Annotated in this window: 18 protein-coding genes; 4 read left to right on the forward strand and 14 right to left on the reverse strand. The window is 59.8% G+C overall.

The genetic code is table 11. The annotated features are described in order from the left end of the window. Positions 1 to 14 precede the first annotated feature (14 nt). The 6 genes from V6L81_RS23535 to V6L81_RS23560 form a co-directional block, all read right to left on the reverse strand. Positions 15 to 1,460, reverse strand: a complete 1,446-nt coding sequence (locus V6L81_RS23535) for a SulP family inorganic anion transporter (protein ID WP_095020642.1) — start codon at positions 1,458 to 1,460, stop codon at positions 15 to 17. Between the two features lie 199 nt (positions 1,461 to 1,659). Beyond that, complete coding sequence (gene ggt / locus V6L81_RS23540; RefSeq protein ID WP_095020641.1) at positions 1,660 to 3,327, reverse strand: gamma-glutamyltransferase; 1,668 nt, start codon at positions 3,325 to 3,327, stop codon at positions 1,660 to 1,662. A 289-nt stretch (positions 3,328 to 3,616) separates the two neighbouring features. Continuing rightward, positions 3,617 to 3,874 (reverse strand): DUF3077 domain-containing protein, encoded by a 258-nt coding sequence (locus V6L81_RS23545; RefSeq protein ID WP_095018716.1) that lies wholly within the window; start codon positions 3,872 to 3,874, stop codon positions 3,617 to 3,619. 336 nt (positions 3,875 to 4,210) lie between these two features. Continuing rightward, positions 4,211 to 5,131 (reverse strand): LysR family transcriptional regulator, encoded by a 921-nt coding sequence (locus V6L81_RS23550; protein WP_095002472.1) that lies wholly within the window; start codon positions 5,129 to 5,131, stop codon positions 4,211 to 4,213. A gap of 116 nt (positions 5,132 to 5,247) precedes the next feature. Continuing rightward, positions 5,248 to 5,838 (reverse strand): NAD(P)H-dependent oxidoreductase, encoded by a 591-nt coding sequence (locus tag V6L81_RS23555; RefSeq protein ID WP_095002471.1) that lies wholly within the window; start codon positions 5,836 to 5,838, stop codon positions 5,248 to 5,250. A 143-nt stretch (positions 5,839 to 5,981) separates the two neighbouring features. Beyond that, entirely contained in the window at positions 5,982 to 6,746 is a 765-nt protein-coding gene (locus tag V6L81_RS23560) for a sulfite exporter TauE/SafE family protein (RefSeq protein ID WP_338660385.1), read from the reverse strand. A 167-nt stretch (positions 6,747 to 6,913) separates the two neighbouring features. Between V6L81_RS23560 and V6L81_RS23565 the strand changes: the two genes are divergently transcribed. The 3 genes from V6L81_RS23565 to V6L81_RS23575 all read left to right on the forward strand — a co-directional run bounded on the left by V6L81_RS23565 (position 6,914) and on the right by V6L81_RS23575 (position 9,818). Next, the gene (locus V6L81_RS23565) at positions 6,914 to 7,795 is read left to right on the forward strand and encodes a LysR substrate-binding domain-containing protein (RefSeq protein WP_095020640.1); all 882 of its coding nucleotides are present in this window, start codon (positions 6,914 to 6,916) and stop codon (positions 7,793 to 7,795) included. 137 nt (positions 7,796 to 7,932) lie between these two features. Further along, positions 7,933 to 9,336 (forward strand): amino acid permease, encoded by a 1,404-nt coding sequence (locus V6L81_RS23570; RefSeq protein ID WP_095018713.1) that lies wholly within the window; start codon positions 7,933 to 7,935, stop codon positions 9,334 to 9,336. Positions 9,337 to 9,473: 137 nt separating this feature from the next. Beyond that, positions 9,474 to 9,818, forward strand: a complete 345-nt coding sequence (locus tag V6L81_RS23575) for a cupin domain-containing protein (protein ID WP_016783536.1) — start codon at positions 9,474 to 9,476, stop codon at positions 9,816 to 9,818. A 60-nt stretch (positions 9,819 to 9,878) separates the two neighbouring features. On the opposite strand, the gene mmsB is transcribed toward V6L81_RS23575, so the two are convergent. Next, entirely contained in the window at positions 9,879 to 10,766 is an 888-nt protein-coding gene (gene mmsB, locus V6L81_RS23580) for a 3-hydroxyisobutyrate dehydrogenase (RefSeq protein ID WP_095002466.1), read from the reverse strand. An 11-nt stretch (positions 10,767 to 10,777) separates the two neighbouring features. Continuing rightward, positions 10,778 to 12,292: a CoA-acylating methylmalonate-semialdehyde dehydrogenase gene (locus tag V6L81_RS23585; RefSeq protein ID WP_095002465.1), complete on the reverse strand. Its 1,515-nt coding sequence runs from the start codon at positions 12,290 to 12,292 to the stop codon at positions 10,778 to 10,780. Positions 12,293 to 12,406: 114 nt separating this feature from the next. On the opposite strand from V6L81_RS23585, the gene V6L81_RS23590 reads away from it, so the two are divergent. Next, a complete protein-coding gene (locus V6L81_RS23590; protein ID WP_095002464.1) occupies positions 12,407 to 13,354 on the forward strand; it encodes a LysR family transcriptional regulator in 948 nt (315 codons plus the stop codon). Positions 13,355 to 13,412: 58 nt separating this feature from the next. Here V6L81_RS23590 and V6L81_RS23595 read toward each other — a convergent pair whose 3' ends face one another. From V6L81_RS23595 to recC, 6 genes are all read right to left on the reverse strand, one after another. After that, positions 13,413 to 13,916 carry an OmpA family protein gene (locus V6L81_RS23595; protein ID WP_095002463.1) on the reverse strand — a complete coding sequence of 168 codons (504 nt, stop codon included), beginning with the start codon at positions 13,914 to 13,916 and terminating at the stop codon, positions 13,413 to 13,415. Between the two features lie 7 nt (positions 13,917 to 13,923). Further along, positions 13,924 to 15,195 carry a diguanylate cyclase domain-containing protein gene (locus V6L81_RS23600; RefSeq protein ID WP_095002462.1) on the reverse strand — a complete coding sequence of 424 codons (1,272 nt, stop codon included), beginning with the start codon at positions 15,193 to 15,195 and terminating at the stop codon, positions 13,924 to 13,926. Next, positions 15,192 to 15,767, reverse strand: a complete 576-nt coding sequence (locus V6L81_RS23605) for a YfiR family protein (protein WP_095002461.1) — start codon at positions 15,765 to 15,767, stop codon at positions 15,192 to 15,194. The genes V6L81_RS23600 and V6L81_RS23605 overlap by 4 nt, the downstream gene beginning before the upstream one ends. 182 nt (positions 15,768 to 15,949) lie before the next feature. Continuing rightward, complete coding sequence (gene recD / locus V6L81_RS23610; RefSeq protein WP_095020634.1) at positions 15,950 to 18,034, reverse strand: exodeoxyribonuclease V subunit alpha; 2,085 nt, start codon at positions 18,032 to 18,034, stop codon at positions 15,950 to 15,952. Then, positions 18,031 to 21,720: an exodeoxyribonuclease V subunit beta gene (gene recB, locus V6L81_RS23615; protein WP_095024389.1), complete on the reverse strand. Its 3,690-nt coding sequence runs from the start codon at positions 21,718 to 21,720 to the stop codon at positions 18,031 to 18,033. The genes recD and recB overlap by 4 nt, the downstream gene beginning before the upstream one ends. Further along, positions 21,720 to 25,169 carry an exodeoxyribonuclease V subunit gamma gene (recC, locus tag V6L81_RS23620; protein ID WP_095002458.1) on the reverse strand — a complete coding sequence of 1,150 codons (3,450 nt, stop codon included), beginning with the start codon at positions 25,167 to 25,169 and terminating at the stop codon, positions 21,720 to 21,722. The genes recB and recC overlap by 1 nt, the downstream gene beginning before the upstream one ends. Positions 25,170 to 25,264 lie beyond the last annotated feature (95 nt).

Genomic DNA, 25,264 nt, shown 5'->3' on the forward strand with positions numbered 1-25,264 from the left:
AGGGGCTCCTGACCTTATTCGTGCTGAACCCGGGCGCGCTTGAGCAACTTCTTGCTGCGCTCGGACAGGTGCAGCACCCGCAGATGCTTACCCGCTTTGCGATAACGCTCGCGCAGGGTGTCCAGTGCCGCAATGGCCGAGTAGTCGACCAGGTTCAAATGACGACAATCGAGCGTCACCTGCGCCGGGTCATTACCCGGATCGAACTGTTTGAGAAACGTCGTAGTCGAGGCAAAAAACAGCGTGCCGTGCACACGGTAAAGCTTGCTGCCATCGCTCTGCAGATCCGCGTCGGCATACATCTGGCGCCCCTGCTGCCAGGCAAAATTGAGCGCAGCAATAACCACCCCGCACATCACCGCTACCGCCAGATCGGTAAACACGGTAATCACGGTCACCGCGACAATCACCAGCACATCGTTGAGCGGCACTTTGTTCAGTACTCGCAAAGAGGCCCAGGCAAAGGTCTGCTGCGACACCACAAACATCACACCCACCAGCGCCGCCAGCGGAATGCGTTCAATAAATGGCGACAGGAACAACACAAACAGCAAAATCATCACACCGGCGGTCACGCCGGACAATCGCCCGCGCCCGCCGGAGCTGAGGTTAACCACGGTCTGGCCGATCATCGCGCAACCGCCCATGCCGCCGAATGCCCCCGACACCATATTGGCCGCCCCCAGCGCCACGCACTCGCGGTCCGGGTAGCCACGGCTTTCGGTGATTTCGTCGGTGAGGTTGAGGGTCAGCAGGGTTTCCAGCAAACCCACCACTGCCATCACGATCGCATAGGGCGCAATGATGCCCAGGGTCTCAAGGGTCCAGGGAATCTGCGGCAGGCTGAAGCTGGGCAAACCACCGGCGATATGCGCCATGTCACCCAGGGTGCGGGTTGGCAAACCCAGCAAGTACACCGCCAGCCCTACGCCCAAAATGGCCACCAGCGCAGGTGGCGCGGCGCGGGTCAGACGAGGCAACAGATAGACGACGGCCATGGTCACGGCCACCAGCCCGATCATCATGTACAACGCCATACCGCTGAGCCAGGTGTCGCCATCCTTGAAGTGATCCAGTTGCGCCATGGCAATCACGATTGCCAGGCCGTTGACGAAGCCCAGCATCACCGGGTGCGGCACCATGCGTACCAGCTTGCCGAGTTTGAACAAGCCGAACGCCAGCATGATCAACCCGCTCAGCAGCACCGTAGCCAACAGATACTGCACACCGTGTTGCACCACCAGGGCAACGATCACCACCGCCATCGACCCGGCAGCACCGGACACCATGCCGGGCCGACCGCCAAACAGCGCGGTAAGGGTGCAAATGATGAACGCGCCATAGAGCCCCATCAAAGGGTTGAGATGGGCGACCAACGCGAACGCAATGCACTCGGGCAACAGGGCGAAAGACGTCGTGAGCCCGGCCAGGACATCAGCGCGCAGACGTGAGAGTTTCATGGTTTACCTAAAATTCGGGACGGGAAAAACGGAGGGAGTTACAGGCAACAGATGGTAGCAAATTGCAGGGGCTAAAAAGCAATTGTGGGAGCGGGCTTGCTCGCGATGGCAACAACTCGGTGAACCAGAATGGCCGAGGTGTCTGCATCGCGAGCAAGCCCGCTCCCACAAGAGTGATGCGTCTATGTGCGTTGCGGGCTTACTTCACCACCATCCCCACACCACGGCCACGCGGGTCGGAGGCGGTTTCAAGCTCAGTGCCTTTAACCCGGATGGCCTGAATATCCCCCATGTTCCAACCCTGATCCTCCAGGGTGTAGCCCATCGCTTTCAGCTCCTGAGCCACCTTGCCGGTAAGTGGCGCATAGGCGTCGAAGTAGATCGTGTCTTTAGGCAGCAACTGGTGATGCACACGCTGTGCAGCTACGGCTTTTTCCAGCGGCAGGTCGTAGTCGTAGATATTGTTCAACACCTGGAAAATCGAGGTAAAAATCCGTGAGCCACCCGGCGTGCCCAGCACCAGCGTAACCTGGCCATCGCGGGTTACCAGACTTGGACTCATGGAAGACAACATGCGCTTGCCCGGCTCGATAGCGTTGGCATTGCCGCCCACCACACCAAAAGCATTGGCCACCCCGGGCTTGGAGCTGAAGTCATCCATTTCATCGTTCAGCAAAAAGCCCGCGCCTTTAACTACAACGCCGCTGCCGTAATCCCAATTCAGGGTATAGGTGTTGCTGACCGCGTTACCCTGTTTGTCGACAATGGAAAAGTGCGTGGTCTGATGGGGTTCCAGGCCCGGTTTGACATTGGCGGTCGGTGAAATCGCTTTCGGGTTAACCTCTTTCGCACGCTTGGCGATATAGGCCGGATCGGTCAGCTCGGCCACAGGCATCTTCCCGAAGGCCGGGTCGCCGAGGTAGTCGGCACGGTCGGCGAACACACGTTTTTCGATTTCGGCCAGCAGGTGGATATAGGGCGCAGAGTTCAGCTCCACACCTTTGAAGTCCGCTGCGCGGTCCTCCTTGATACCGATCAACTGCGCCAGGGCAATACCGCCCGAGCTTGGCAGCGGCGCGGTGTACAGGGTGTTGCCACGAAAATCCACGCGCATCGGCTCACGCCAGCTGACCTTGTAGTCGTTGAGGTCTTGCTTGGTGATCAAGCCCTTGTCCTGCTGCATTTGCGCGACCAGCAGGTCGGCGGTCTTGCCGCGGTAGAACTCCTTGGCGCCCTGGTCGGCAATGCGCTCCAGGGTCACGGCCAGCTCTGGCTGTTTGAACGTTTGCCCGGGCTTCATGCTGCCAAAGTAGTCCGCGAAATTGGTAGTGCCCTTGAACAGCGCCAGTGCATCTTCGCGGTACTGAAATTGCTGATCGGCCACTTTAAAGCCGTTTTTCGCATACCCCACGGCCGGGGTCAGCAATTCGGCCCACGGCAATTTGCCAAAGCGTTGATGCGCTTCCCACAGCCCCATCACCGTGCCCGGCACGCCGGCAGCGCGGGAACCGACCAGGCTCAAGTTCTCGATGATGTCGCCTTTGTCGTCCAGGTACATATCGCGGCTGGCGGCTTTGGGGGCGGTTTCGCGATAGTCGAGGAAATAGGGTTTGCCATCGATGTACATCGTCATAAACCCGCCACCGCCGATATTGCCGGCTTCGGGGTAGGTCACGGCCAGGGTAAAGGCGGTGGCGACTGCGGCGTCGACGGCGTTGCCGCCTTTTTTGAGAATTTGTGCGGCCACTTCGGCGCCGTATTGATCGGGTGCGGCGACTGCGCCGCCGTCCAGGGTGACGGCATACGCCGAAGAGCTGGCCGCGATGGCAGCCGTCAGGGCCAGGGTTTTGAACCACACAATGCGCATTCGATACATCCTTTTATTGTTATCAACTGTGGCCGAACCTTGTCTGAATTCGGCGATATTTTCAAACAACAAACGTAAAAGTGCGCAATGACACACACCCTTGAGGGCAGCGCGGTTCTGCACCAAAACAGAACTGGTAGCAGCTGCCGAAGGAACGAGGCTGCGTTCGACGACGAAGTCGTCGCAAATCCTGCAAACGCGGTATTCCTGAAACACCAGGTTGTAGGGTTTTACGACTGCTGCGCAGCCGGACGCAGCCTCGTTCCTTCGGCAGCTGCTACAGAGGGCGTTATGTGCGCGTTTCGGTGATCAGTGCATCCACCAGACCACGGGCCAGCTCGACGCCGTGAATTACGCACCACAACTGCTCGGCCTCAAAACCGCTGAGGTGGGAACGGATGTCGTCGGCGGTCAGTTCTGCGCCCTTGAGCAACAGCGAGGCATGTTTGAGCGCCTCCTGCATCGGTACGCCGGGGTTGATGCTAAATAGCGACGTGCCCTGATGGGCGGTGGTGAGCAGCGGAGGGTCGGGAACAATTTTTTTCATGGCAAAATCTCTCGAAAACAGGCTGAAAGAACTGCCACTGTCCCGCTGTCAATCGGTAAGGGTGGCAGCTGCGTGCGGGTTGACAGACCGAGGAGAGATATCAAGACCCGGCGCACTCGAAAGTGCCCCGTACGCAGCCGCCGTAACACGATGAAAAGTTGTTGGCGTCCATCTTGATATCCCTCAACGGTCTGTCAAAACCGGTCACTGAAATCAGCGACCCGGCGAGACTAGCCACCCGTTTGCAGCGCCACAAGACAGCAAGGATTCTCTAGGAATCGTCCCTCAATAGAAAGCGACGCAGTAGGTGCAGACGTTGCTTTATATGTAGGAGCCTCACTCAAGCCCTGTGGGCTTGTCGCAGATCGCGTAGCTGGCCAGCTTGGCCTGGATAAAGTCCAGAAAGCACTGAATGCGCAGCGCCAGCTGCGAGTTGCGGTAATACACAGCATGGATCGGCTGGCGATAGCCGCTGTTGAACTCGCCCAGCACCACCTGCAGGCGCCCGGCGCTGATATCTTCGTGGGTCATAAAGTGCGACAGGCAGGCGATGCCCTGACCTTGCAACGCCAGATGACGTACGGTTTCACCGCTTGAGGCACTGATGGCAGGCTGAATGGGCCAGCGGTCGCCCTGGGCATAACGCAGCGGCCACTGGTTGAGGCCATCGTTCTGGGTAAAACCTATCAGGGTATGGTGGGCCAAATCCGCAACATTTGTGGGCATGCCGTGGGCGGCAATGTAGTCCGGGCTGGCGAGGATATTCAGCGGGCTGCACCCCAGGGAGCGGGCATGCAGGGTGGAGTCGGCCAGGGTGCCGATACGAATGGCAATATCGGTGCTTTGTTCAAGCAGGTCGATAATCAGATCGTTGCTGTTGAGTTCCAGCTGAATCTCGGGGTACAGGGCACGGAATTCAGGGATATACGGCACGATGGCATGTAGCACAAACGGCGCGGCGGCATTGATGCGCAAGCGCCCGGAGGGGGTACGCTGGTGCGAGATCAGGCGCTCTTCCAGCTCGTCCATTTGCTCAAGGATCAACTTGGCCCGTTCGAAAAAGAACTTGCCCTCCTCGGTCAGGTCCATGCGCCGCGTGGTGCGGTTGATCAGCGTGGTTTCAAGCTTGGCCTCCAGCCGTGACAGCGTACGGCTCACGGCCGAAGGCGTTTGCCCGGCCTGCTCGGCGGCGGCAGATATCGAGCCGCACTCGATCACCGAAACAAAGATTTGCAGCTCATCGGATCTGGCTTTCACGCGGTCGACCTTATCTACGTGTGGGAGCGGGCTTGCTCGCGATGGTATCACCGCGGTTCGTCATAACAACCGAGTTGCCTGCATCGCGAGCAAGCCCGCTCCCACCCCGGCGTCGCTTACGCCTTCAGGCCAAACACCTCGGCCAGGTGCTGCTCGTAACGGGCCGCATCAACGTCTGGCTGCGGACGCTTCATCACGTCAACACACAGGAAAGTCGGCAGGCCGGTCATGCCCAAAAATTCATTAGCCTTGTGGAACGGGAAGTACACCGCGTCCACGCCCTTGCCTTCAAAGAAGTCGGCCGGGTCATCGAACGCCTGCTGCGGTGCGTTCCAGGTCAGCGACAGCATGTACTGTTTGCCCTGAATCAGGCCGCCGCTGCCGTAGCGCTGCGAAGCGTCGGAACGGGTGCGGCCGTCACTGGCGTAAAGTTTACCGTGACCCTCGGTGAACACTTCATCCATGTACTTTTTAACGATCCACGGCGCGCCCATCCACCAGCCGGGCATTTGGTAGATGATTACGTCAGCCCAAAGAAATTTTTCCACTTCTTCGGCGATATCGTAGCCTTCGTCGATATGGGTCACTTTGACTTCAAAGCCCTGACGATCAAAAAACGCCAGCGCAGTGTCGTGCATGGTCAGGTTGTAGCGACCATCGGAGTGGGCGAATTTTTTCGCACCGTTAAGCAAGAGTATTTTTTTCATCATCAGCCTCCAGGGGGTTAAACCCTCAGCGCTGTTGAGCGACAGGGGGGTTCAAAAACATGTCGGCAGAATATCGTTGCCCTCGCATGAGAAAAACCCGTGATGGGTCAAATCACCTTTGCCGCTACAGCACGAATCCATTGTTAATTATTGATTAGCAAGTGAGTACCCAGCAGCGCCATGCCGATAAAAAACACCCGCTTAAACAGCAAGGCGCTGATGCGCTGGCGCAACCATTGCCCCAGCCACATGCCGAGCATGGCGGGCAACAGCGCCAGCAATGAGGCATTGAGCTCAGCGCCAGCCAGGTTGCCGCGCCAGTACAGCCCGGCGGCAAGGGCCAATGTGGAGACGCTGAAGGACAAACCCAAGGCCTGCACCAACTGGTTTTTGCTCAGGCCCAGGGCTTGCAGATAGGGCACGGCAGGGATCACAAACACCCCGGTAGCCGAGGTGATGACCCCGGTGATCAGCCCGCACACCGGGCCCAGCCAGGGCTCGCGCTGCGGGGCGATGCGCAGGGTGGGCAGGAACAACCCGCTGAGGGCATAAAGCAACAGGGCCGCACCCAGCGCTCGTACCACCCAGCTACCGCCATCGATACTGAGCCACAGCATGCCTGATGCGGTGCCGATAAAAATCCCCAGCTGCATGGGCCACAGACGTTTGAGCAACCCCCGCAACTGGCCGCCGGCAGCCAGTTGCCAGGCGTTGGTCACGATGGACGGGATAATCAGCAGAGCCGCAGCCTGCGCCGGAGCAATAGCCAGCCCGAGCATACCCATGGCGACAGTCGGCAGGCCAAGGCCGATGACGCCCTTGACCGTACCGGCCAGCAAAAAGGTCATAATCACCAGCAGTGACAAGGCCCATCCCAGGTGTTGGTAAAACTCGACAAGTGTTTTCATGGGCCTATGCTGGGGCATGGGCCAGCGCCTGAAAATGCGCCATGCACAGAGTCAGCCTCTTTCCTGACAATAGGCAGAACCCCTCGCCCGTAGCAACTGCCGAAGGCTGCTACAACAGCGGTTTGCGGCGCTATTTAGAATCTTTACAGGATCATCAAGGACCTTTCATGCACTTCGACCTGGTTGACCTGCGTCTGTATTTGAATGTGCTGCAGGCAGGCAATATCACCGCCGGCGCCAGCCTCAGCCATCTATCGCTGCCTGCCGCCAGTGCGCGGATCCGGGCGATGGAAGCGTCCTTGGGCGTGGCGTTTTTGCAGCGCAGCCGTCGTGGCATCAGCCCTACCCCTGCCGGGCAAGCGCTGGCCCAACATGCCCGGTTACTGTTGCAGCAGGTGGAGCGCATGAACCACGACCTGAGCGAATACGCCCAGGGCTTCAAAGGCCGTATCCGCCTGCTGTGCAACACCGCCGCCCTCACCGAATACCTGCCTGAACTGCTCGCCGACTTTGTACGCCAGCACCCTGCCATAAGCGTCGACCAGCAAGAACTCACCAGCCTGCGCATCACCCATGCCCTGCGCCTGGACGCGGCCGATATCGGTGTGATCTCCAACGCGGTAGACACCCGTGACCTGCAAACCCGGCCCTTTCGCGATGACCCGCTGGTACTGGTCATGCCCCTCGACCACCCGCTGGCCCACAGGCCCGGCCTCTCGTTCAGCGACACCCTGAGCCATGACTATGTCGGGTTGTCGGCCAGCAGCGCGCTGGCGGTGTACCTGGAAGAACAGGCACTGCATATGGGGTGTCGCATGCAGGTGCGTATCCGTGCCGAAGGCTTTGACGGGGTATTGCGCATGGTCGCTCGCGGCGCCGGGCTGGGGATTGTGCCCAGGGCCACCATCGAGCGCTGGCAGGCCCCGCGCACCTTTGAAGTGGTGAACTTGAGCGAGCCCTGGGCTGATCGTAAATTGCTGCTGTGCGCCCGCTCGTTTGCGCAATTGCCCACCTATGCCATGGCATTGCTGGAAGCTTTGAGCTTGTAAGAATAGTCGCCGTTTACTGCCAGCCTGTATGCCTTGGTTTTTACCCAGAGTAATATCCGGGGCTTGCGACACCCGGGGCGCCTTTGCCCACGGGTACTTTTATCCAGTTTTGAGAATAACAACTCACAGGGCACCCGATGGCTGACGCTAATTCCCCCCCGGTCACACTCAAACGCGGTTTGAAAAACCGCCATATCCAGCTGATTGCCCTGGGCGGCGCTATCGGTACGGGCCTGTTTCTGGGGTCGGCGGGCGTACTCAAGTCGGCCGGGCCGTCGATGATCCTGGGCTATGCGATCGCCGGCTTTATAGCGTTCCTGATCATGCGCCAACTCGGCGAAATGATCGTCGAAGAGCCAGTGGCCGGTTCCTTCAGCCACTTTGCCCACAAGTACTGGGGCGGTTATGCGGGGTTTCTTTCGGGCTGGAACTATTGGGTACTGTATGTGCTGGTGGGCATGGCCGAGCTGACGGCCGTGGGCAAGTACATCCAGTTCTGGTGGCCCGAGGTGCCAACCTGGGTCAGCGCCGTGGTGTTCTTTGTACTGGTCAACCTGATCAATACCCTGAACGTGAAAGTGTTCGGCGAAATGGAATTCTGGTTTGCCATTATCAAGGTGGTGGCGATTGTCGGCATGATCGTCCTGGGTTGCTACCTGCTGTTCAGCGGCACCGGCGGCCCTCAGGCGTCGATCAGCAACCTGTGGAGCCACGGCGGGTTCTTCCCCAATGGCGGCATGGGGCTACTGATGGCCATGGCCTTTATCATGTTTTCCTTCGGTGGCCTGGAGCTGGTGGGTATCACCGCGGCGGAAGCCAGCGAGCCGAAAAAGGTGATCCCCAAGGCCATCAACCAGGTGGTGTACCGGATCCTTATTTTCTACGTGGGCGCCCTGACCGTGCTGCTGGCACTGTACCCGTGGGACCAGTTGCTGGTAACCCTGGGCGCCGGCGGCGATGCCTACGGCAGCAGCCCGTTTGTGCAGATCTTTGCCTTGATCGGCAGTGATACCGCCGCGCAAATCCTCAACTTTGTAGTACTGACTGCCGCGCTGTCGGTCTATAACAGCGGCGTGTACTGCAACAGCCGCATGCTGTTTGGCCTGGCCGAGCAGGGTGATGCCCCCAAAGCCCTGATGAAGCTGACCAAAAATGGCGTGCCGTTGCGTGCACTGGGCGTGTCGGCACTGGTGACGCTGTTGTGCGTGGTGGTCAACTATGTGGCCCCGCACAAGGCACTGGAGCTGCTGTTTGCCCTGGTGGTTGCCTCGCTGATGATCAACTGGGCACTGATCAGCCTCACCCATATCAAGTTCCGCAAGGCCATGGCCGTTCAGGGCGTGACGCCTTCGTTCAAGGCATTCTGGTTCCCGTTCAGCAATATCCTGTGCCTGGTGTTTATGGCGGTGATCGTCTCGGTTATCTGGATGATCCCCGACGTTCGTGCGTCGGTGTATGCGATTCCGGTGTGGCTGCTGATCATCTACGGCTTCTATGTGCTGCGCCTGCGCACCGGTAAGGCTCTGGCCAACTCGCACTAAGCATTTGGCTGTTACAAAAAAGCCCCGGCACTGAAAACAGTGCCGGGGCTTTTGCGCATCTGGGGGTCGGAACCAGGCATCTGTCAGAGTATCGCTGCGGTTAGGGTGAGGTTCGATAACCCATCACCGGAGGTCTTATGTCTGCGCCAATCACCGTGCTTCGCGACACCCATCCCCTGCCCGTGCTCGATGCCTGCAAATGGGAAAAACTCGAAGGCGACCCCCATACCGTCAACCTCAACGCCTACACCAGCGAAGACGGCAGCAAGATCATGGGCACGTGGATTTGCACGCCCGGCAAGTGGTATGTGGAATATGTGAAGTGGGAATACTGCGATTTCCGTGAGGGCTATTGCATCATCACCCCAGAGGGCAAAGAACCGATCCATCTGCGGGCCGGGGATATCTTTGTGGTCGAGCCGGGCATGAAAGGCACATGGGAAGTGGTTGAAACCGTGCGCAAGTATTTCGTTTTTGCCTGAGTGAAACCACGCAAAAAACCCGGGAGCCCGCCCGACGCGGGCTCCCGGTAAAGCGACCAGTTACTGAGGTTTGCGATAGCTGTTGATGATGGCCGAGAAATCCTTGCCGCCTTCGCCGCGCAGGCTCATGGCCTGATACAGCTGTTGCGCCACGGCACCCATCACCACAGGCTGGTGGGCCTGACGTGCTGCCTCGGTGGCCAGCCCCAGATCCTTGAGCATCAGCTCGGCACCAAATCCACCGGTATAGCCGCGTGACGCAGGGGCGGTTTCAACGATGCCCGGCCACGGGTTGTACACCTCCGAGCTCCAGCAGCGCCCGGTGGAGCTGTTGATCACCCCGGCCAGTACTTCGCTGTCGATACCCAGTGCAGCCCCCAGGGCCATGGCCTCGCTGACGCCGACCATGGAGATCCCGAGCAGCAGGTTGTTGCAGATTTTAGCCACTTGGCCGGTGCCCACATCCCCGCAATGGACGATGTTGCGGCCCATTTGTTCGAGTACAGGGTGCAGGGTGTCGAACAGCGCCTGGGGAGCGCCGACCATAAAGGTCAGGGTGCCCGCCTGCGCGCCACCGGTGCCGCCGGACACCGGCGCATCGGCCATCTGCACGCCCTGTTTGGCGGCTGCAGCGGCGACATCGCGGGCGGTCTGCGGGTCGATGGTGCTGCAATCCACGGCGGGTACACCTGCGCCGATGCCAGCCAGCACGCCGTCCTCACCCAGCCACACGCTGCGCACATGGGCAGCAGCCGGGAGCATGGTGATCACCAGTTCGGTGCCTTGGGCGGCCTCCCGAGGCGAGGTGCTGATATGGCCACCCAGGGCGGCCAGCTCGGCGAGAATGCTTTGGTTCAGATCAAACAGGTTCAGCGAATGCCCGGCCTTGAGCAGGTTGCGCGCCATTGGTGCGCCCATGTTGCCCAGGCCGATAAATGCGATATTCATGCTGTGTGCCCTCAACGAAGATTGATGGTTGTGTTGACGCCATCATTCACGCTGTCATCGTCGAACCAGCGACTGGTGACGGTCTTGGTTTGAGTATAGAACTGCACCACTTGCTTGCCGTACGGGCCAAGATCACCGAGTTTCGAGCCACGGGAACCCGTGAAGCTGAAGAACGGCACCGGCACCGGGATCGGGATATTGATACCGACCTGGCCCACATCGATTTCAGTCTGGAACTTGCGCGCTGCAGCGCCGCTTTGGGTAAACAGGCCGGTGCCGTTGCCAAACGGGTTGGCGTTGACCAGTGCAATGGCCTGGTCGAGGGTATCGACCTCAATCACCACCAGCACCGGGCCGAAAATTTCCTGGGTATAGATTTGCATATCGGTGGTGACCCCGGAAAACAGGGTCGGACCGATAAAGTTGCCTTGTTCGAAACCCGGGACCTTGATGTTGCGGCCATCCAGTTCCAGCACTGCGCCTTCTTTGATGCCGCTTTCGATCAACCCCAGTACCCGCTCTTTAGCACGCCTGGAGATCACCGGACCTACATCCGTACCCGCCTCGCTGCCGGCGTTGACCTTGAGTTTTTGCGCCAGCGCCTTGAGGTCCGGCAGCCATTTTTTCGCCGCCCCCACCAGTACCACCACCGAGGTAGCCATACAGCGTTGCCCGGCTGCGCCAAAACCGGCACCGACCAGCGCGTTGAGGGTTTGCTCGCGGTTGGCATCGGCCAACACCACGGCGTGGTTTTTCGCGCCCATCATCGATTGCACGCGCTTGCCGTGACGGCCCGCCAGGTCATAAACGTGGGTACCGACGGCGGTTGAGCCAACGAACGAAACCGCTTTGATATCGGTGTGGGTGCACAGCGCATCCACCACATCCTTGCCGCCATGCACGACGTTGAGCACACCCGGCGGAACCCCGGCTTCCAGCGCCAGCTCGACCAGCATCAAGGTCGAGAGCGGGTCTTGTTCGGACGGTTTGAGAACGAAGGTGTTACCGCAGGCGATGGCCATCGGGAACATCCATAGCGGAATCATGGCAGGGAAATTGAACGGTGTGATCCCGGCGCAGACCCCGATAGGTTGGCGCAAGGTGTAGGTATCCACCCCGCCCGCAACGTTTTCAGCGAATTCACCCATCTGCAAGGTGCCGATGGAGCAAGCATGCTCGACCACTTCCAGGCCGCGGAAAATATCGCCCTCGGCGTCGGCAATGGTTTTACCCTGTTCGGCACTGAGCACAGTGGCGATGCGCTTGGAGTGCTCGCGAATCAGCGCCTGCAGCTTGAGCATGATGCGCATGCGCGCGCCAATGGGCGTCAGCTTCCAGGTCTGGAAAGCGCGCTGGGCGGCAGCGATGGCGGCGTTGACTTCAGCGGCAGTGGCAAACGGTACTTTGGCCAGCACTTGCTGAGTGGCGGGGTTGATGATGTCGTGCCACTCGGTGGTCTGCGACTCGACCCATTCGCCATCGATCAGCAGGCGGGCGTTTTGGTACGGGGTGGTAGAAACGTTCATGGAAGTCTCCGGCATTATTATTTTAAGTAGGGCTGTCCAGATTGGTCGCAGGACTGTTTTTGGAGTATAGGTGTGCGTTCTTCTAATAAGAACGCACATAAAAGCCGATCAAACATGCAAAAAAACATCACATCGTTAAGCGCATTGAACTGGGACGACCTGAAGTTTTTTCTCGAGGTGGCCCGTACCCGTAAAGCCAGCACTGCGGCCAAACGGCTGGCGGTGGACTACACCACCGTATCGCGACGCATCAGTTCGCTGGAGGCTGCCCTCGGCACACTGCTGTTTGAAAAATCACGCACCAACGGCTTCACCCTGACCAACGAGGGCCAGCGCTTGCTGGGCTATGCCGAGGCCATCGAAAGTACCCTGCATATGGCCTGCGAGCAGGTGTCGGGCTCGGGGGTGGCGTTGTCCGGGCATGTGCGCATGGGTTGCACGGAGGGGTTCGGGAGCTTTTTTATCACCCCTCAGCTCAGCCATTTTGTCGACGCCTACCCGGCCATTTCAGTGGATATCCTGCCCCTGCCGCACTTCATCAGCTTGTCCAAGCGCGAGGCGGATATCGTGATCGCGCTGGAGCGTCCGGAACACGGGCCCTATGTGTGCTGCAAGCTATGCGACTACCGCTTGCAGCTGTATGCCACCCAGGAGTATCTGGACCAGCACCCGCCTATCAACCGGGCGGCGGATTTGGCCGAGCACACTTTTATTAGCTATGTGGACGATCTGGCGTTCAGTTCGGAGCTGCTGTACCTGGCCAACGTGCTGCCCGGCGCCAGCGCCAACCTGCGCAGCACCAGCGTGATTGCGCAATTCGTGGCAGCGCAGCAGGGCCGCTCGCTGGCGATTTTGCCGTGCTTTCTGGCCGCCCAGGACCCGCGTTTGCTGCCGGTATTGCCGGGCGAGGTCACCCTGACGCGGCAGTTCTGGATGTACTGCCGCGAAGATCTGAGGAAGTTGAAACGCATCACCCTGCTATGGGATTACATCCGCGAAGTGACGGAACTGAATGCGCCGCTGTTGCTGGGCGAGACCCGGGGCATGAGGTTTGTGGACTGACCACACCGCCCCGTAGCAGTTGCCGAAGGAACGAGGCTGCTGCTACGGACCCGGCTTATCAGTCGGCAATCACCACAATCGACACACGGCGGTTTTCCGTACGCCCGGCCCGGGTGTTGTTGCTGGCTACCGGCTCGCGACTTCCCAACCCACGGACCTGGATATTCTCAGGGCGCATGCCAACTTTGGTCAGGGCCTTGACCACGCTGTTGGCGCGGCGTACCGACAGTTGCTCGTTGTAGGACTCCTTGCCCGAAGAGTCGGTGTGACCATCCACCCGCACCCGCTGGATATCGGCACCCAGCAAGGCCGTGCCGATACGCTCAACGATTTCCTGGCTCTGTGGGTTAAGCACTTCAAGGTCGCTGCCAAACAGCACTTTGCCCGACAGGCCAAATGCCCAGCCCTCTTCGGTCAACTCAAAGCCCTGTTCCTTGAGGACCGCAATCTGCGCCGGGGTCAGACCCTTTGGCGGGGGAGTCTGGCAACCGGTCAACGACAACGTGGCCAACAACAAGGCAACGCTGAAAAACTGCAGATAACGCTGGGTCAATGCACGCATTTTTGAGTTAGCTCCTGATATTTACGGTGTTTGCGGGGTGCTCCGACTCCGCTACATGTTGCCCGCCTCGGGCGAGGCGCTTGGCCTGGTACATCGCCGAGTCCGCTGCACAGAGCAGTTCCTGGGCGCTTGCACCATGTTCGGGGTAGACGGCAATGCCGATACTCAGCGATGTCACGACACTCACCTGCCCCGGCAGTTCGATGGCCTCAAGCATGCTGGCAATGATCTTCTCGGCAATGCGCTGGGCATCTTCTATTTTGTGCAGCGGAGTCAGCAAGATCGCAAACTCGTCACCGCCCAGGCGCGCCACTACGTCGTCTTCACGCAGTTGCGCACGAATGCGCGTTGCTACCGCTACCAGCACCGCATCACCGGCGGCATGGCCGTAGGCATCATTGATGCCCTTGAAGCGGTCACTGTCGAGAAACAGCACCGCAGCCTTGTCCCGCGTTTTATTGAGCGAGCGCAGAGTGCGCGTCAACCGAGCTTCAAAGTAGGCGCGGTTAGGCAGGTTGGTGAGCGAATCGTGGCTGGCCTGATGGGCCAGGGCCTCATTTTCGTTTTGCAGATGGCTTTGCCATGACTCCAGCTCGTCGAGCAGGGCATTGAAGTCGTTGCCCAGACTGTCGAGCTCGGCAATATGCGCGGGCGGTACGCGACGATCGAACGCACGTTCACGACGGGCAGCGTGGGCCACTTGCGCCAGCTGCTGCAAAGGCCCGGTAATGCCATCCAGCAGCCGGCGCGACAGGTACAGCGCACTCCAGGCACTGAGCGCGGTACACACCAGCACGCCAAGCAAGCCGCTAAGCAAAAAACGCAGCATATTGGCGCCATGCCCGCGCAGAACGACCCGGCCAACCTCCTGACCCTGATGCAAAATCGGCATGCTGATCGGCTGCTGCAGCAAGCCATCGGCCAACAGCATCTCGACCCTGGACAGCAGATCGGTTTGCGGACGCTGCCATTGCGCGAGCAGTTCACCCTCGGCGGTATACACCTGAGCCTCGGCGACCGCTTCGGTGGAAGCAATCAAGGCCAGGGCCTCGGTTGCTGCCCCGGGGTCGTCAAACACCACGGCCGCTTCCACGGTGTAGTTGATGGAGCGGGCAATCAGGTGCAGGTTGTGATCGGCATAGACCTTGAGCGCCAGCACGCCCAGCAGGGTCATGGAGGCGCTGGCCAGTGTCACCGCAACCAGTGCCACGCCAAGATGCCCACGGCGCAACACCGAACGTAGCCGGCGACGTCGTTGCGGCGCATTCAACCCGCTCATGGCTGCGCCGCCCGACGGCGTGACAGTTGCAACACGCTGGGGTGAATACGTACACCGCTGCGGGCGACGGAGTCGAGGTTGACCTCAAACGACACTTGCTCATCACGCACATGCAGGCAAAACAGGCTACCCACGGTGCATTGGTCACCGTCTTCGCTGATGCTCAGCACCGCCTTGGTGTTGAGGCTGCTAAACAGGCGACTGCGCTCGTCGGCGCTCAGCTTGCCCAGGTATACCGCGTTGCAACTGCTGGCGATGCCGGGGTCACTCGCCAGCACGCGACGCACCTGCACCGGTCGGCCAGTAGACTGGGTCGCGCCCTTGAGCAGGTCATCGGTGTATTCGGTGGGGCCGATCACGCACAACTGCAGTTGTGCCGGCTCTGTGGGCCAGCGCGCATAACTGAGGATGCCCAGCACAACCTGGGTCACGGCCTTGGCGCGCTGATCCGCCAGGTTGATGGGCGTTTGAGCCTGAACCAGACAAGGAGTGCTCAGCAGTAACAGGCAAAAGGAAATCAGCCGTAGCCGCCATCCAAAGTGCTGTTCTGTCGATGAGACAGCCACATCCATGCGGGATTTCTCTGAGATCTTTATGGGAATAGTGTCGTAACGATAGCACGACAACCGTATTAACTGTGATACAGGTCACATTGGACGCGCCATTTCTTGTGGGAGCGGGCTTGCTCGCGATGGCATCACCCAAGTTTGCCAGCTCCCACAAAAAAGTACCCCGATCAGGATCAAGACTTCGGCTAACCCAGCCCCAGCATCAACCCGCTCAGGCGCTTGACCTTGCGCTGTACGGCCTCCTCAAAAACTCCCGCACGCGGCTCTATCAGACTGAACCAGTGCTTGGCCCGGGTGATACCGGTATAGATCAGTTCTTTCGTCAACACCGGGTTGAGCGCTTCGGGCAGCACCAACGCCGTATGGGAAAACTCCGAGCCCTGGGATTTATGTACGGTCATGGCATAGACCGTCTCGACATCATTGAGCCGGCTTGGCAGTACAAAACGGATGCCGCCCTGCCCGTCGTTACGCGCGAAAGCCACCCGCAATACATGACGCCGGGCCTGACCATCACCCTCGGGAAGGGTGAGGGCGATGCCAATATCGCCGTTCATCAGGCCCAGTCCGTAATCATTGCGGGTCATCAGCACCGGGCGGCCTTCGTACCAATGCCGGTCGCCATCAATCAGCTTGCGGGCAAACAGGGCGCCGGTGATACGCTCATTCAGGCCCTCCACGCCCCACGGTCCCTTGCGCACGGCGCAGAGCACCTGAAAGGCCTCGAACGCCTGCAGCACGTTACCCGCCCATACCGCCCAACACGGGTCTTCAAGACCGCTCTCGGTGTCTGGTCGCTGATCGCGCAAAACCTCCAGGTAGTGCCGATAGCCTTTAGCCTCTGTACCCCGCCCTTCCAGCGCCAGGCGCTCAAATGCGCGGTCCTGCTCACCCTTGAGGGGCAACGCAAAGAGGTCGGCATGGCTGCCTGCCGCCAGCAAGGCACGCGCTTCGCGGGGCAGTTGCTGGTTGACCAGACGCGACAGCTGGCCAATACCGCTGCCCTCACCAAAGCGCCGCGAGTGGCGCAGCATCACTACCTGCTGCGCCAGCGGGTGCGTACTGTCCAGGTCTTGCTGCAAACCACTGGCACTGAGATTTTCGCCGCTGACCTGCTCCAGCCAGTTACGGGTTTGCGGGGTATACCAGCCCGCTTCGGCGTCGCGGCACAAATCACCCAGCACGGCACCGGCTTCAACCGATGCCAACTGGTCCTTGTCACCCAGCAGCACCAGCCGCGCATGAGCAGGTAGGGCATCGAGCAAATTGGCCATCATTTCCAGATCGATCATCGACGCCTCATCAACCACCAGCACGTCCAGCGGCAGGCGATTGCCCGCATGATGGCGGAAATGCCGCGTACCGGGGCGGCTGCCGAGCAGCCGATGAACAGTGGTCACGTCGCTGGGGATTTTTTGCCGGACCTTGTCGTCCACTTCCAGGGATTTGACTTGCAGGCTGATCGACTCTGTCAGGCGCGCAGCCGCCTTGCCGGTCGGTGCCGCCAGGCGAATGCGCAAAGGCGTGCCCGCCTCTACCGCCGGTGCTTGCAACAACGCCAGCAAACGCACCACGGTGGTGGTCTTACCGGTGCCGGGGCCACCAGTGACAATGCTGAAAGCTCCCCGCGTGGCCAGGGCGCAGGCCAGTTTTTGCCAGTCAATCGGCGCATCCTGTGCAGGTCTGCCAAACAAACCGTCAAGGCGCGTAGGCAAATCCGCCGGTGTCGCTTCAGCCATCGCCAGACGTTGGCGCAAGGCACCGTCGATTCGACGTTCATAGGCCCAATAGCGACGCAAATACAGACGCCGCTCACTCAATACCAAGGGTCGGCTGGCTGCATCCGCAGACGACCGGCCCGCGTGTTCAACCAGCGGGCTGGCTTGCAGTGCCTTGCACCAGGCCTCGCCGTCCAGGGCCTCAAGCAGTTGCGAAGGCAGCAGCATGGCGCCGGTTTGCACATCACCTTCGGGGGGTAAAGAGAGTGCAAAATCCGGCTCTTTCAGGGTTTCAAACAAATCCAGGCACACATGACCGTGGCCCAGTTGATGGCTGGTCAGGGCCGCCGCCAGCAACACCAGGGGGTCGCCCTGCGGATCGCGCTCATGCAGGAACGCGACGAAGGCCTTATCCAGAGCGCGCAACCAGCCGCGCTCGACCCAGCGTTCAAGTAACAACAGCAAATCCTCGGCCCGGCCCAGCGGTTGAAGCAGGGCCAGGCTTTCGGCCGTCAATGGCGTAGGCAACAGTTCGGCAAACGAACGACTCATAACAACACTCCCTGTTCCCACGCCGGTTCAGCTGTTTTCGGCAGCGGTTTGCCCTGGAACATCAGGTCCAGGCTTTCGATCAATAGTCTGGGCGGGCGGGTGAAAAACACGCCCTGTCCCTGGGCGCGGGTACCACGCAAAAACAGATACAGTGCGCCGCCCATATGCTGGTCGTAGTCATAGCCGGGCAATCGAGCCTTGAGCTGACGATGCAAAGCCAACAAATACAGGACATATTGCAGGTCGTAGCGGTTGTCCAGAATGGAGGCGGTCATCGCCTGCTCGGTGTAGGCCGAATCATCGGTACCCAGCCAGTTGGATTTGTAGTCCGCCACGTAATAACGCCCCTGATGCTCGAAGGTCAGGTCGATAAAGCCCTTGAACATGCCATTGAGCAGGCTCGGCTCGGCCCCCGCCCGCGCGGCGCCACCGTGGGTATGCTGACGCACCAGTGTGTCCATCTGCACAACATCGACCTTGTGGCTGGCAAACCAGAATTCCATTTCAATCTGGTACTGGCTCAACTCACTCAAGACCACAGCGGGCTGACCATTATTCAGACGCAGCGGTTCATCTTGCAGATGCTGCAGCCAGTCACTCAAGGTCTCGATCCAGCCTTGCCAGCCACGCCGGTTGCAGCGCCGTGCTACAGCGTCCTTGATCGCTTCGGGGTCGGCCTTGAAGCCTTCGCTGCCCGCCCACTCAAGCAGGCCATGGAGAAAAGTCCCGGGATTTGGCCCACGGGGGAAGCGGTGAATATCACCCCCACTGAGCAACACTTCACGCGGTGCCTCAGGGTCGAGGCGCTCATCATCCGAGAGCTTTTGCGCCAAGGCACTTTCAGGTGCTTCGGCCGGGCTGAGGCTGTCACCAATGCGCAGTGCGCTATAGGAAGCGATCCACCAGTTTTCAGCGGCGCGGCGGCCCGGGATCAGCGGCTCAAGCAAGGTTGCCTGGTTGAGCGGTGGATAAAAATGCGCCGCGTCAGCAGCTGGAACGGGTTCGCACTGCAAGGCGTCGCAACCTTGCTGCACCTCGGCCAACCAGCTCTGCAAGCCCGCCGACTCGGCCAGCATGGCACCACCACCCAGCAAATAACCCAGGGCGCAGAGGTGCAAGACCGAGCGATTGCTATTGCCGCGCTTGAGGTCGGCAACCCCCAGCCAACACGCATGCCGGGCACGGGTCAGGGCTACGTACAGCAAGCGCAGGTCTTCGGCCAGACGCTCGTCATCGGCCTGGGCAATCAGCTCTGGCGTCGGTTTCAAACTGACCTGGGCGTTGCCCGCAGCATCGTGGAAGTGCAGCGGCAGACGACTGCCATCCACCGGTTTTGCGGAGCAGATAAACGGCAAAAACACCAACGGGTACTCCAGCCCCTTGGACTTGTGGATAGTCACCACCTTGACCAGTTGCTCGTCACTTTCCAGGCGCAGGATCTGTTCTTCACCCGCCTGGCCGGACAAGGCCAGGTGCTCGGCCAGATGACGGATAAGCGCCTGCTCACCGTCCAGCTCGGCTGCGGCTTGCTGCAACAATTCGGACAAGTGCAAGACGTTGGTCAGAACGCGCTCGCCATCGGGGCGGGCAATCAGGGCCTGGGGCAGTTCAAAGTCATGCAGCAGACGACGCAACATGGCGAGTACCCCTTGCTTGCGCCAGGTTTCGCGGTAACCGCGGAACTGCATAACACGTCTTTCCCAGGCCAGTTCGTCCTGGTTCAGACGCTCCAGCTCAACCAGCGGCAAGTCCAGGGTGATACAGGCCAATGCGGCACGCAGTGGGCGCTCGACGTCAGGCTCGGCGCAGGCCTTGAGCCAGGCCAGCACATCATGTGCTTCCTGCGCGGCGTACACCGAATCCTTATCCGACAGGTAAACGCTTCGCACACCACGGCTCGATAATTCTCTCCGCACGGCCTGAGCTTCCTTGCCGTCACGCACGAGAATCGCGATGTCGGCAGGTAATACGCCACGCAGTGCTTCGCCGTCCTTGATAAAACCGCAGCGCCCTTGCTGGCCACCATTAAGCAGCTCGACAATCTGGCTGGCACAGGCGGCCGCCAGATACTGACGATACACAGCACCCGACAGCGGTTGCTCGGAGGGCAATTGCCAGAGCGTCAGGGCGCTGACAGGCTGGCCATCAAGCTGCAGGACTTCCTTACGCCCTTGGGATTTAACCGAAACAAAGGGCACGGGGTTTTCTGAACCCTCGCGGAACAAAAATGCACCACGTCCGCTATCGCGCAGCTCCGCCCGCTCAAAGACATGATTGACTGCCTTGACCATGGCGTGACTGGAGCGGAAGTTGGTATCCAGCGTGTGCAAGCGCCCTGCAGTCGCCTGACGTGCGCGCAAGTAGGTGTAGATATCCGCCCCGCGAAAGGCATAGATAGCCTGTTTCGGGTCGCCAATCAAAAACAGCCCGGTGTCTGGGCAATTGTCTTCAATCCGGTAGATGGTCTCGAAGATACGGTACTGCACGGGGTCTGTGTCCTGGAACTCATCGATCAGCGCCACGGGGAACTGTTCACGAATCAGGGTCGCCAGGCGATCACCGCCATCGGCCTGCAATGCCGAGTCCAGGCGCAGTAGCATATCGTCGAAACCCATTTCGGCACGGCGGCGTTTTTCTTCTTCAAAACGCACACTCACCCAGTGCGCCGCATGCTGCAGCACGGCGGCGTCCGGGCTCGGCAAGGCATCGAGCGCGGCCTTGAGGCCGGGCATGGCATCCAGGCCCGGATGCTGCGGGGCAACGCCTTTCCAGGCTTCGGCCATACCGTCGGGAGTCAGACGCGTGAAGCCGGTACCCAGATCAAGCTGCTCCTGATCTTCGTCAGCCGCCCAGGCGCTGAGCTTTTCAAACCAGGGTTCAAAATACCGGGCCTGCATTTTACGACCGTCGACCGTTTTGCTGGCCACGCCCTGCAGGCAGATCTCACGCAGCTCTTGAGCCCATTGCAACCAGGGGGCTTTGAGCTGCACCAATGCCTGGCGGCGCTCCAGCAAGCAGGCCTCGATCATTTGTGCAGGCGTTTGTTCAGCATTGGCTGGCTGGCGCGAGCTACCAAACAACGCTCGCACGCGCGGCATCAAGGCGGCGGGGCCGCTCCAGTTGGCACGCACCCAGTTCAGCGCGTCGCCGTGCATGGGGTAGCAAAACAGCCGCCAGTAATCGCGCAGCACTTCGCCCAGCAAGTCGCTGTGATCGGTTTCCAGGGTCTGGGTAAACAGGCTGCCGCTATCGAAAGCGTGCTCGCGCAACATGCGCTGGCACCAACCGTGAATGGTCGAGACCGCAGCCTCGTCCATCCATTGGGCGGCGATATCCAGACGCCCGGCGCAAGCAGCCCACTGTTCGGGAGCAAACTGGTCACGCAGTTCTTCGACCAAGGCATCCGGCGCGTCGATCTCGCCACGAAAATAGCGTGCGGCTTCTGCCAGGCGGGTACGGATGCGGTCGCGCAGTTCTTTGGTGGCAGCATCAGTAAAGGTCACCACGAGAATTTGCGGTGGTAATAGCTCACGGCCAAAACCCGATTCTACGCCGCCATGCCCCAAAATCAGGCGCAGGTAGAGTGCCGAGATCGTGAAGGTTTTACCGGTGCCTGCACTGGCCTCGATCAATTGGCTACCGCGCAGGGGAAATGCCAGGGCCAGCGGTAATGTTTGCTCGCTCATTAGCGGGATGCCTCGCTGTTTAATGAGCGCCAGGGCGCATCAAAAAGGGGTCGATAGAGGGCATCGCACCACTCTTCGAATTCGTCGCCAGCCATCAAGGCCGCATAGTCAGGAAACTGCCGGGCCAGGGCGGCGCTTTCACGGCGCTCGCCGTCACTGGTTTGGCCATCACCCTCATAGGCTTTTTGCGCCGCCGCATCGGCCTTGGCCGGATCTGTCTGGGCCAGCCAGGCAAAAGCAGTTTTTACCGCGACAGGCAGCGGGTGGCTCATCCCGACTTTCCAGGCAGTGAGCAAGTTGCCAAGAATCTCCCGGGCCTGCTTGGTGTCCAGAGGTTCGAGCAGCAAGGTGTCATCACTGGCCACCAGGGCGGTCGTCATCTGCAGGCCACAGGCGCAGGCTGCCAGATGGTTTACCCATGGCCGGGTCAAACGGTGCCATTTCCGGGTTTTGATCGCACCAATGCTATTAGGAATAGTGGTGACAGACAGTAAGCCCTTGTCGCTACGCTGGTGCAGATTGCCGAGCCAGCCTTCCAGCGTCAGACCTTGATCCTCAAAACTGACAGGCAACGCGCTGTTTAGCGGTGTAGGCCAAAGAGCCAGCAGTTGCTGATAGCGCTGTAGTACATCTGGTAATGGCTCGATTAGTTCGTGTTGCAGGCACTCTCCAAACCCGGCCATGGGCAGCAAACCGCTGCCTTGCAGGCGCTGGGCACGGGTATGCAAGGCGCTTTCCAGTTGATCCGGCTGCGCCAGTGCAGCTTCAAGCAGGCTGTCGCTCAAGGTGTAGCGCTGCAATGCGTCGAGTACGAAAGGTTCTTCATCGGCCAAAGGTACTTCCGCTGCCTCAAAGAATACTTTCAGGCGCTGACTAAAGAAGTGGCGCACTGGGTTTCGCAAAAAATCCTGTAACTGCGTCAGGTTCAGTGGTTCTTCCTGGATATGCGCGCCAAGCGTGCCGGGGCCAACGGGCTCCGGTTGTGGCGCATGCAAGCGCTGCCATTCACGCGCATAGCTGAACAGGTTAGGGTTGCCTTCATGAAAGTAACGAGTGCTAAAGGGTTGCAGTGGGTGCTCTTGGGTCATGGCCTCAAGCAGGTCGCCGCCCCCTTGCAGATGCCAACCACTGGCAAGGTGGTCACGCAGCTGGCCAATCAGGACACAGGCCGGGCGCTCGCTGTTGTCGCGAATACTGCGCCCTACCCAGCTGATATAAAGCTGATCACGAGCCGAAAGCAGCGCTTCAAGAAGCAGGTAACGGTCATCTTCGCGGCGCGAACGATCGCCCGGGCGGTAATCGCTGCCCATCAGATCGAAGTCCAGCGGCGGCTGGGCTCGCGGGTAGTCGCCGTCGTTCATGCCCAGCAGGCATACCAGCTTGAAGGGGATGGCCCGCATCGGCATCAGGGTGCAGAAGTTGACCGCCCCGGCCAGGAAACGTTGTGACAACTTGCCCTGGTCAAGCCCGGTAAGCCAGGCCTCGCGTACTACGGTCAGCGGTAACTCATCCTGCAGACCAACCAGTTCACAGGTTTCGAGCCAGGTTTCGCGCAGCTCTTCAAGCTGGGCCAACAGGTAGTCGTCGTGCTCTGTTTCGGCCTGGAAAAACAGCTGCACCAAAGCCTGCAGGCGCTCGCCCCAGAGCTGCGGCAATGCCGGTTGCGAGAGCTCCTGATGAGCGATTTCCAACGCATCGAGCAAAGCTACCAGCGGGCCGATCAGTACGGCATCCAGCCCCCCGATCTCATCGTAGGGCTCAATACCGTCGCAGGCCTCACCACTGCCTACGGCATATCCGAGCAACATGCGGCGCAAACCAAAACGCCAACTGTTTTGCTCCAGTTGCTCGGGCAAACCAAGACCGGCACGCTGCTGCGCATTCAACCCCCAGCGAATGCCAGCGCCTTCAATCCAGCGATGCAAGGTTGGCAAGTCGCGCTCTTGCACCTTGAAGCGGGCGCGCAGTGATGGCACGTCGAGCAAATCCAGGATTTCACTGACGGGGAAACGGCTGTCAGGCAATTTAAGCAAGTGTTCGAGAGCGATCAGCAATGGATCACGACCACGCTGCCCCTGGTCGGCCAGGGTGTAGGGAATAAAGCGCCGATCATCACGTTCGATTTGCCCAAAAACAGCACGGATATGCGGCGCGTAACTGTCCACATCCGGCACCATCACAATCACATCACGTGGCTGCAACTGAGGGTTCTCGCTGAAACGTGCGAGCAACTGGTCGTGCAGGATCTCGACTTCACGCTGCGCACTATGCGCAACATGGAAGCGTATTGAGCGATCCTGTGCCAGATCGATGGCGGGCCATAGCTCCCGGGTTTCGTTGAGCGGGCGCAGCTCAAGAATATCGTCCTGCAACTGGTTGAGCAGGTTAAGCGGTTCAACTTCGCTGAACAGGTCGATACGGCCATCGCGAAAAGCTGCGCGATAACTGTTGGGCTCGTCGTAGCTGTCGAGCAGGTTGATATAGTCACGGCCTTGTTTACCCCAGGCAGCCAGCAAGGGATGGGCATGCTGATGCAGGGTATCCAGATCAAGTGCTGTAGGCATGCCGCTTTTGCGGGCCTGACGTTTGTACTGATGACGCAGCAGATCTTTATCGGCAACGATGTCAGACCAATGATGGCGGCAAGGGTTGTGCACACACAACAATACCTGGCTGAAGCGGGCGAGCCCGGCCAGGGCTTCAAGTGCCTGAGCAGGCAGTGACGAGATGCCAAAAACGATCACCCGCGCGGGCAAGCCGGGCGGGGCTTGCTCGAGGCTGTTGATCTTGTCCATAAAACGCTGATGAACGCCGGCACGGCTCTGTGACATGCCCTCTTCACCTACATCGAGCAGAAGCGCACGCCACAACTCGGCCTGCCAGCAGTTAGCCGGGCTCAGGGCCGGGCTTTCGCCCCGGGCGTTACGCAATTGATGGCGACCTGCGGCCCAGTCCTCCAGCCAGTCGGCGCGATACACCTGATATTGGTCGAACAGGTCGGCAAGACGCTCAGACAGCTGATAGCGCTTGCGCAGATCGGTGTCGTGAGTCAGGAAGCGCTGCAGGGGTTCGAAGTGCGGCTGATCGATAAGGGCAGGCAGCAGGCGCATCAGACGCCAGGTCAGCGGGGCTTTATCGAGCAATGACTTGGCGGGGATTTCTTCACTGCCCAGTACCAGCCGATAGAGCTGCCACAAAAAACTGCCGGGCAACTGCACGTCCACGGCTGCAGCAATACCGCAGCCGCCGAGGTCGTCGTCGCGGGCATCTTCGGCAAGAGCCAGCTTTAACCATTGGGCGATGCCGTTACTCTGCACCAGAGCAATTTCGTTCTCCAGAGGAGCCAGCGGGTAAAGGCGCATCCAGCTGACAACCAGGCTGCGTAACTCATCGAGGCGGTTGCCATGAACCACCATAAAACCCGCATTGAGAGGCGTAGCAACCGACATGACGGCATCCTTAGGAGAAAGCGAAATCCAAAGGCGAACCTTAACATTGCTCGGCAATGGAGGCTTGAAGCTGCGGCTGTTTTTCTGCCCACAAA

Origin of the sequence: Pseudomonas bubulae (genome assembly GCF_037023725.1) — a bacterium.
GTDB classification, from domain to species: domain Bacteria; phylum Pseudomonadota; class Gammaproteobacteria; order Pseudomonadales; family Pseudomonadaceae; genus Aquipseudomonas; species Aquipseudomonas bubulae.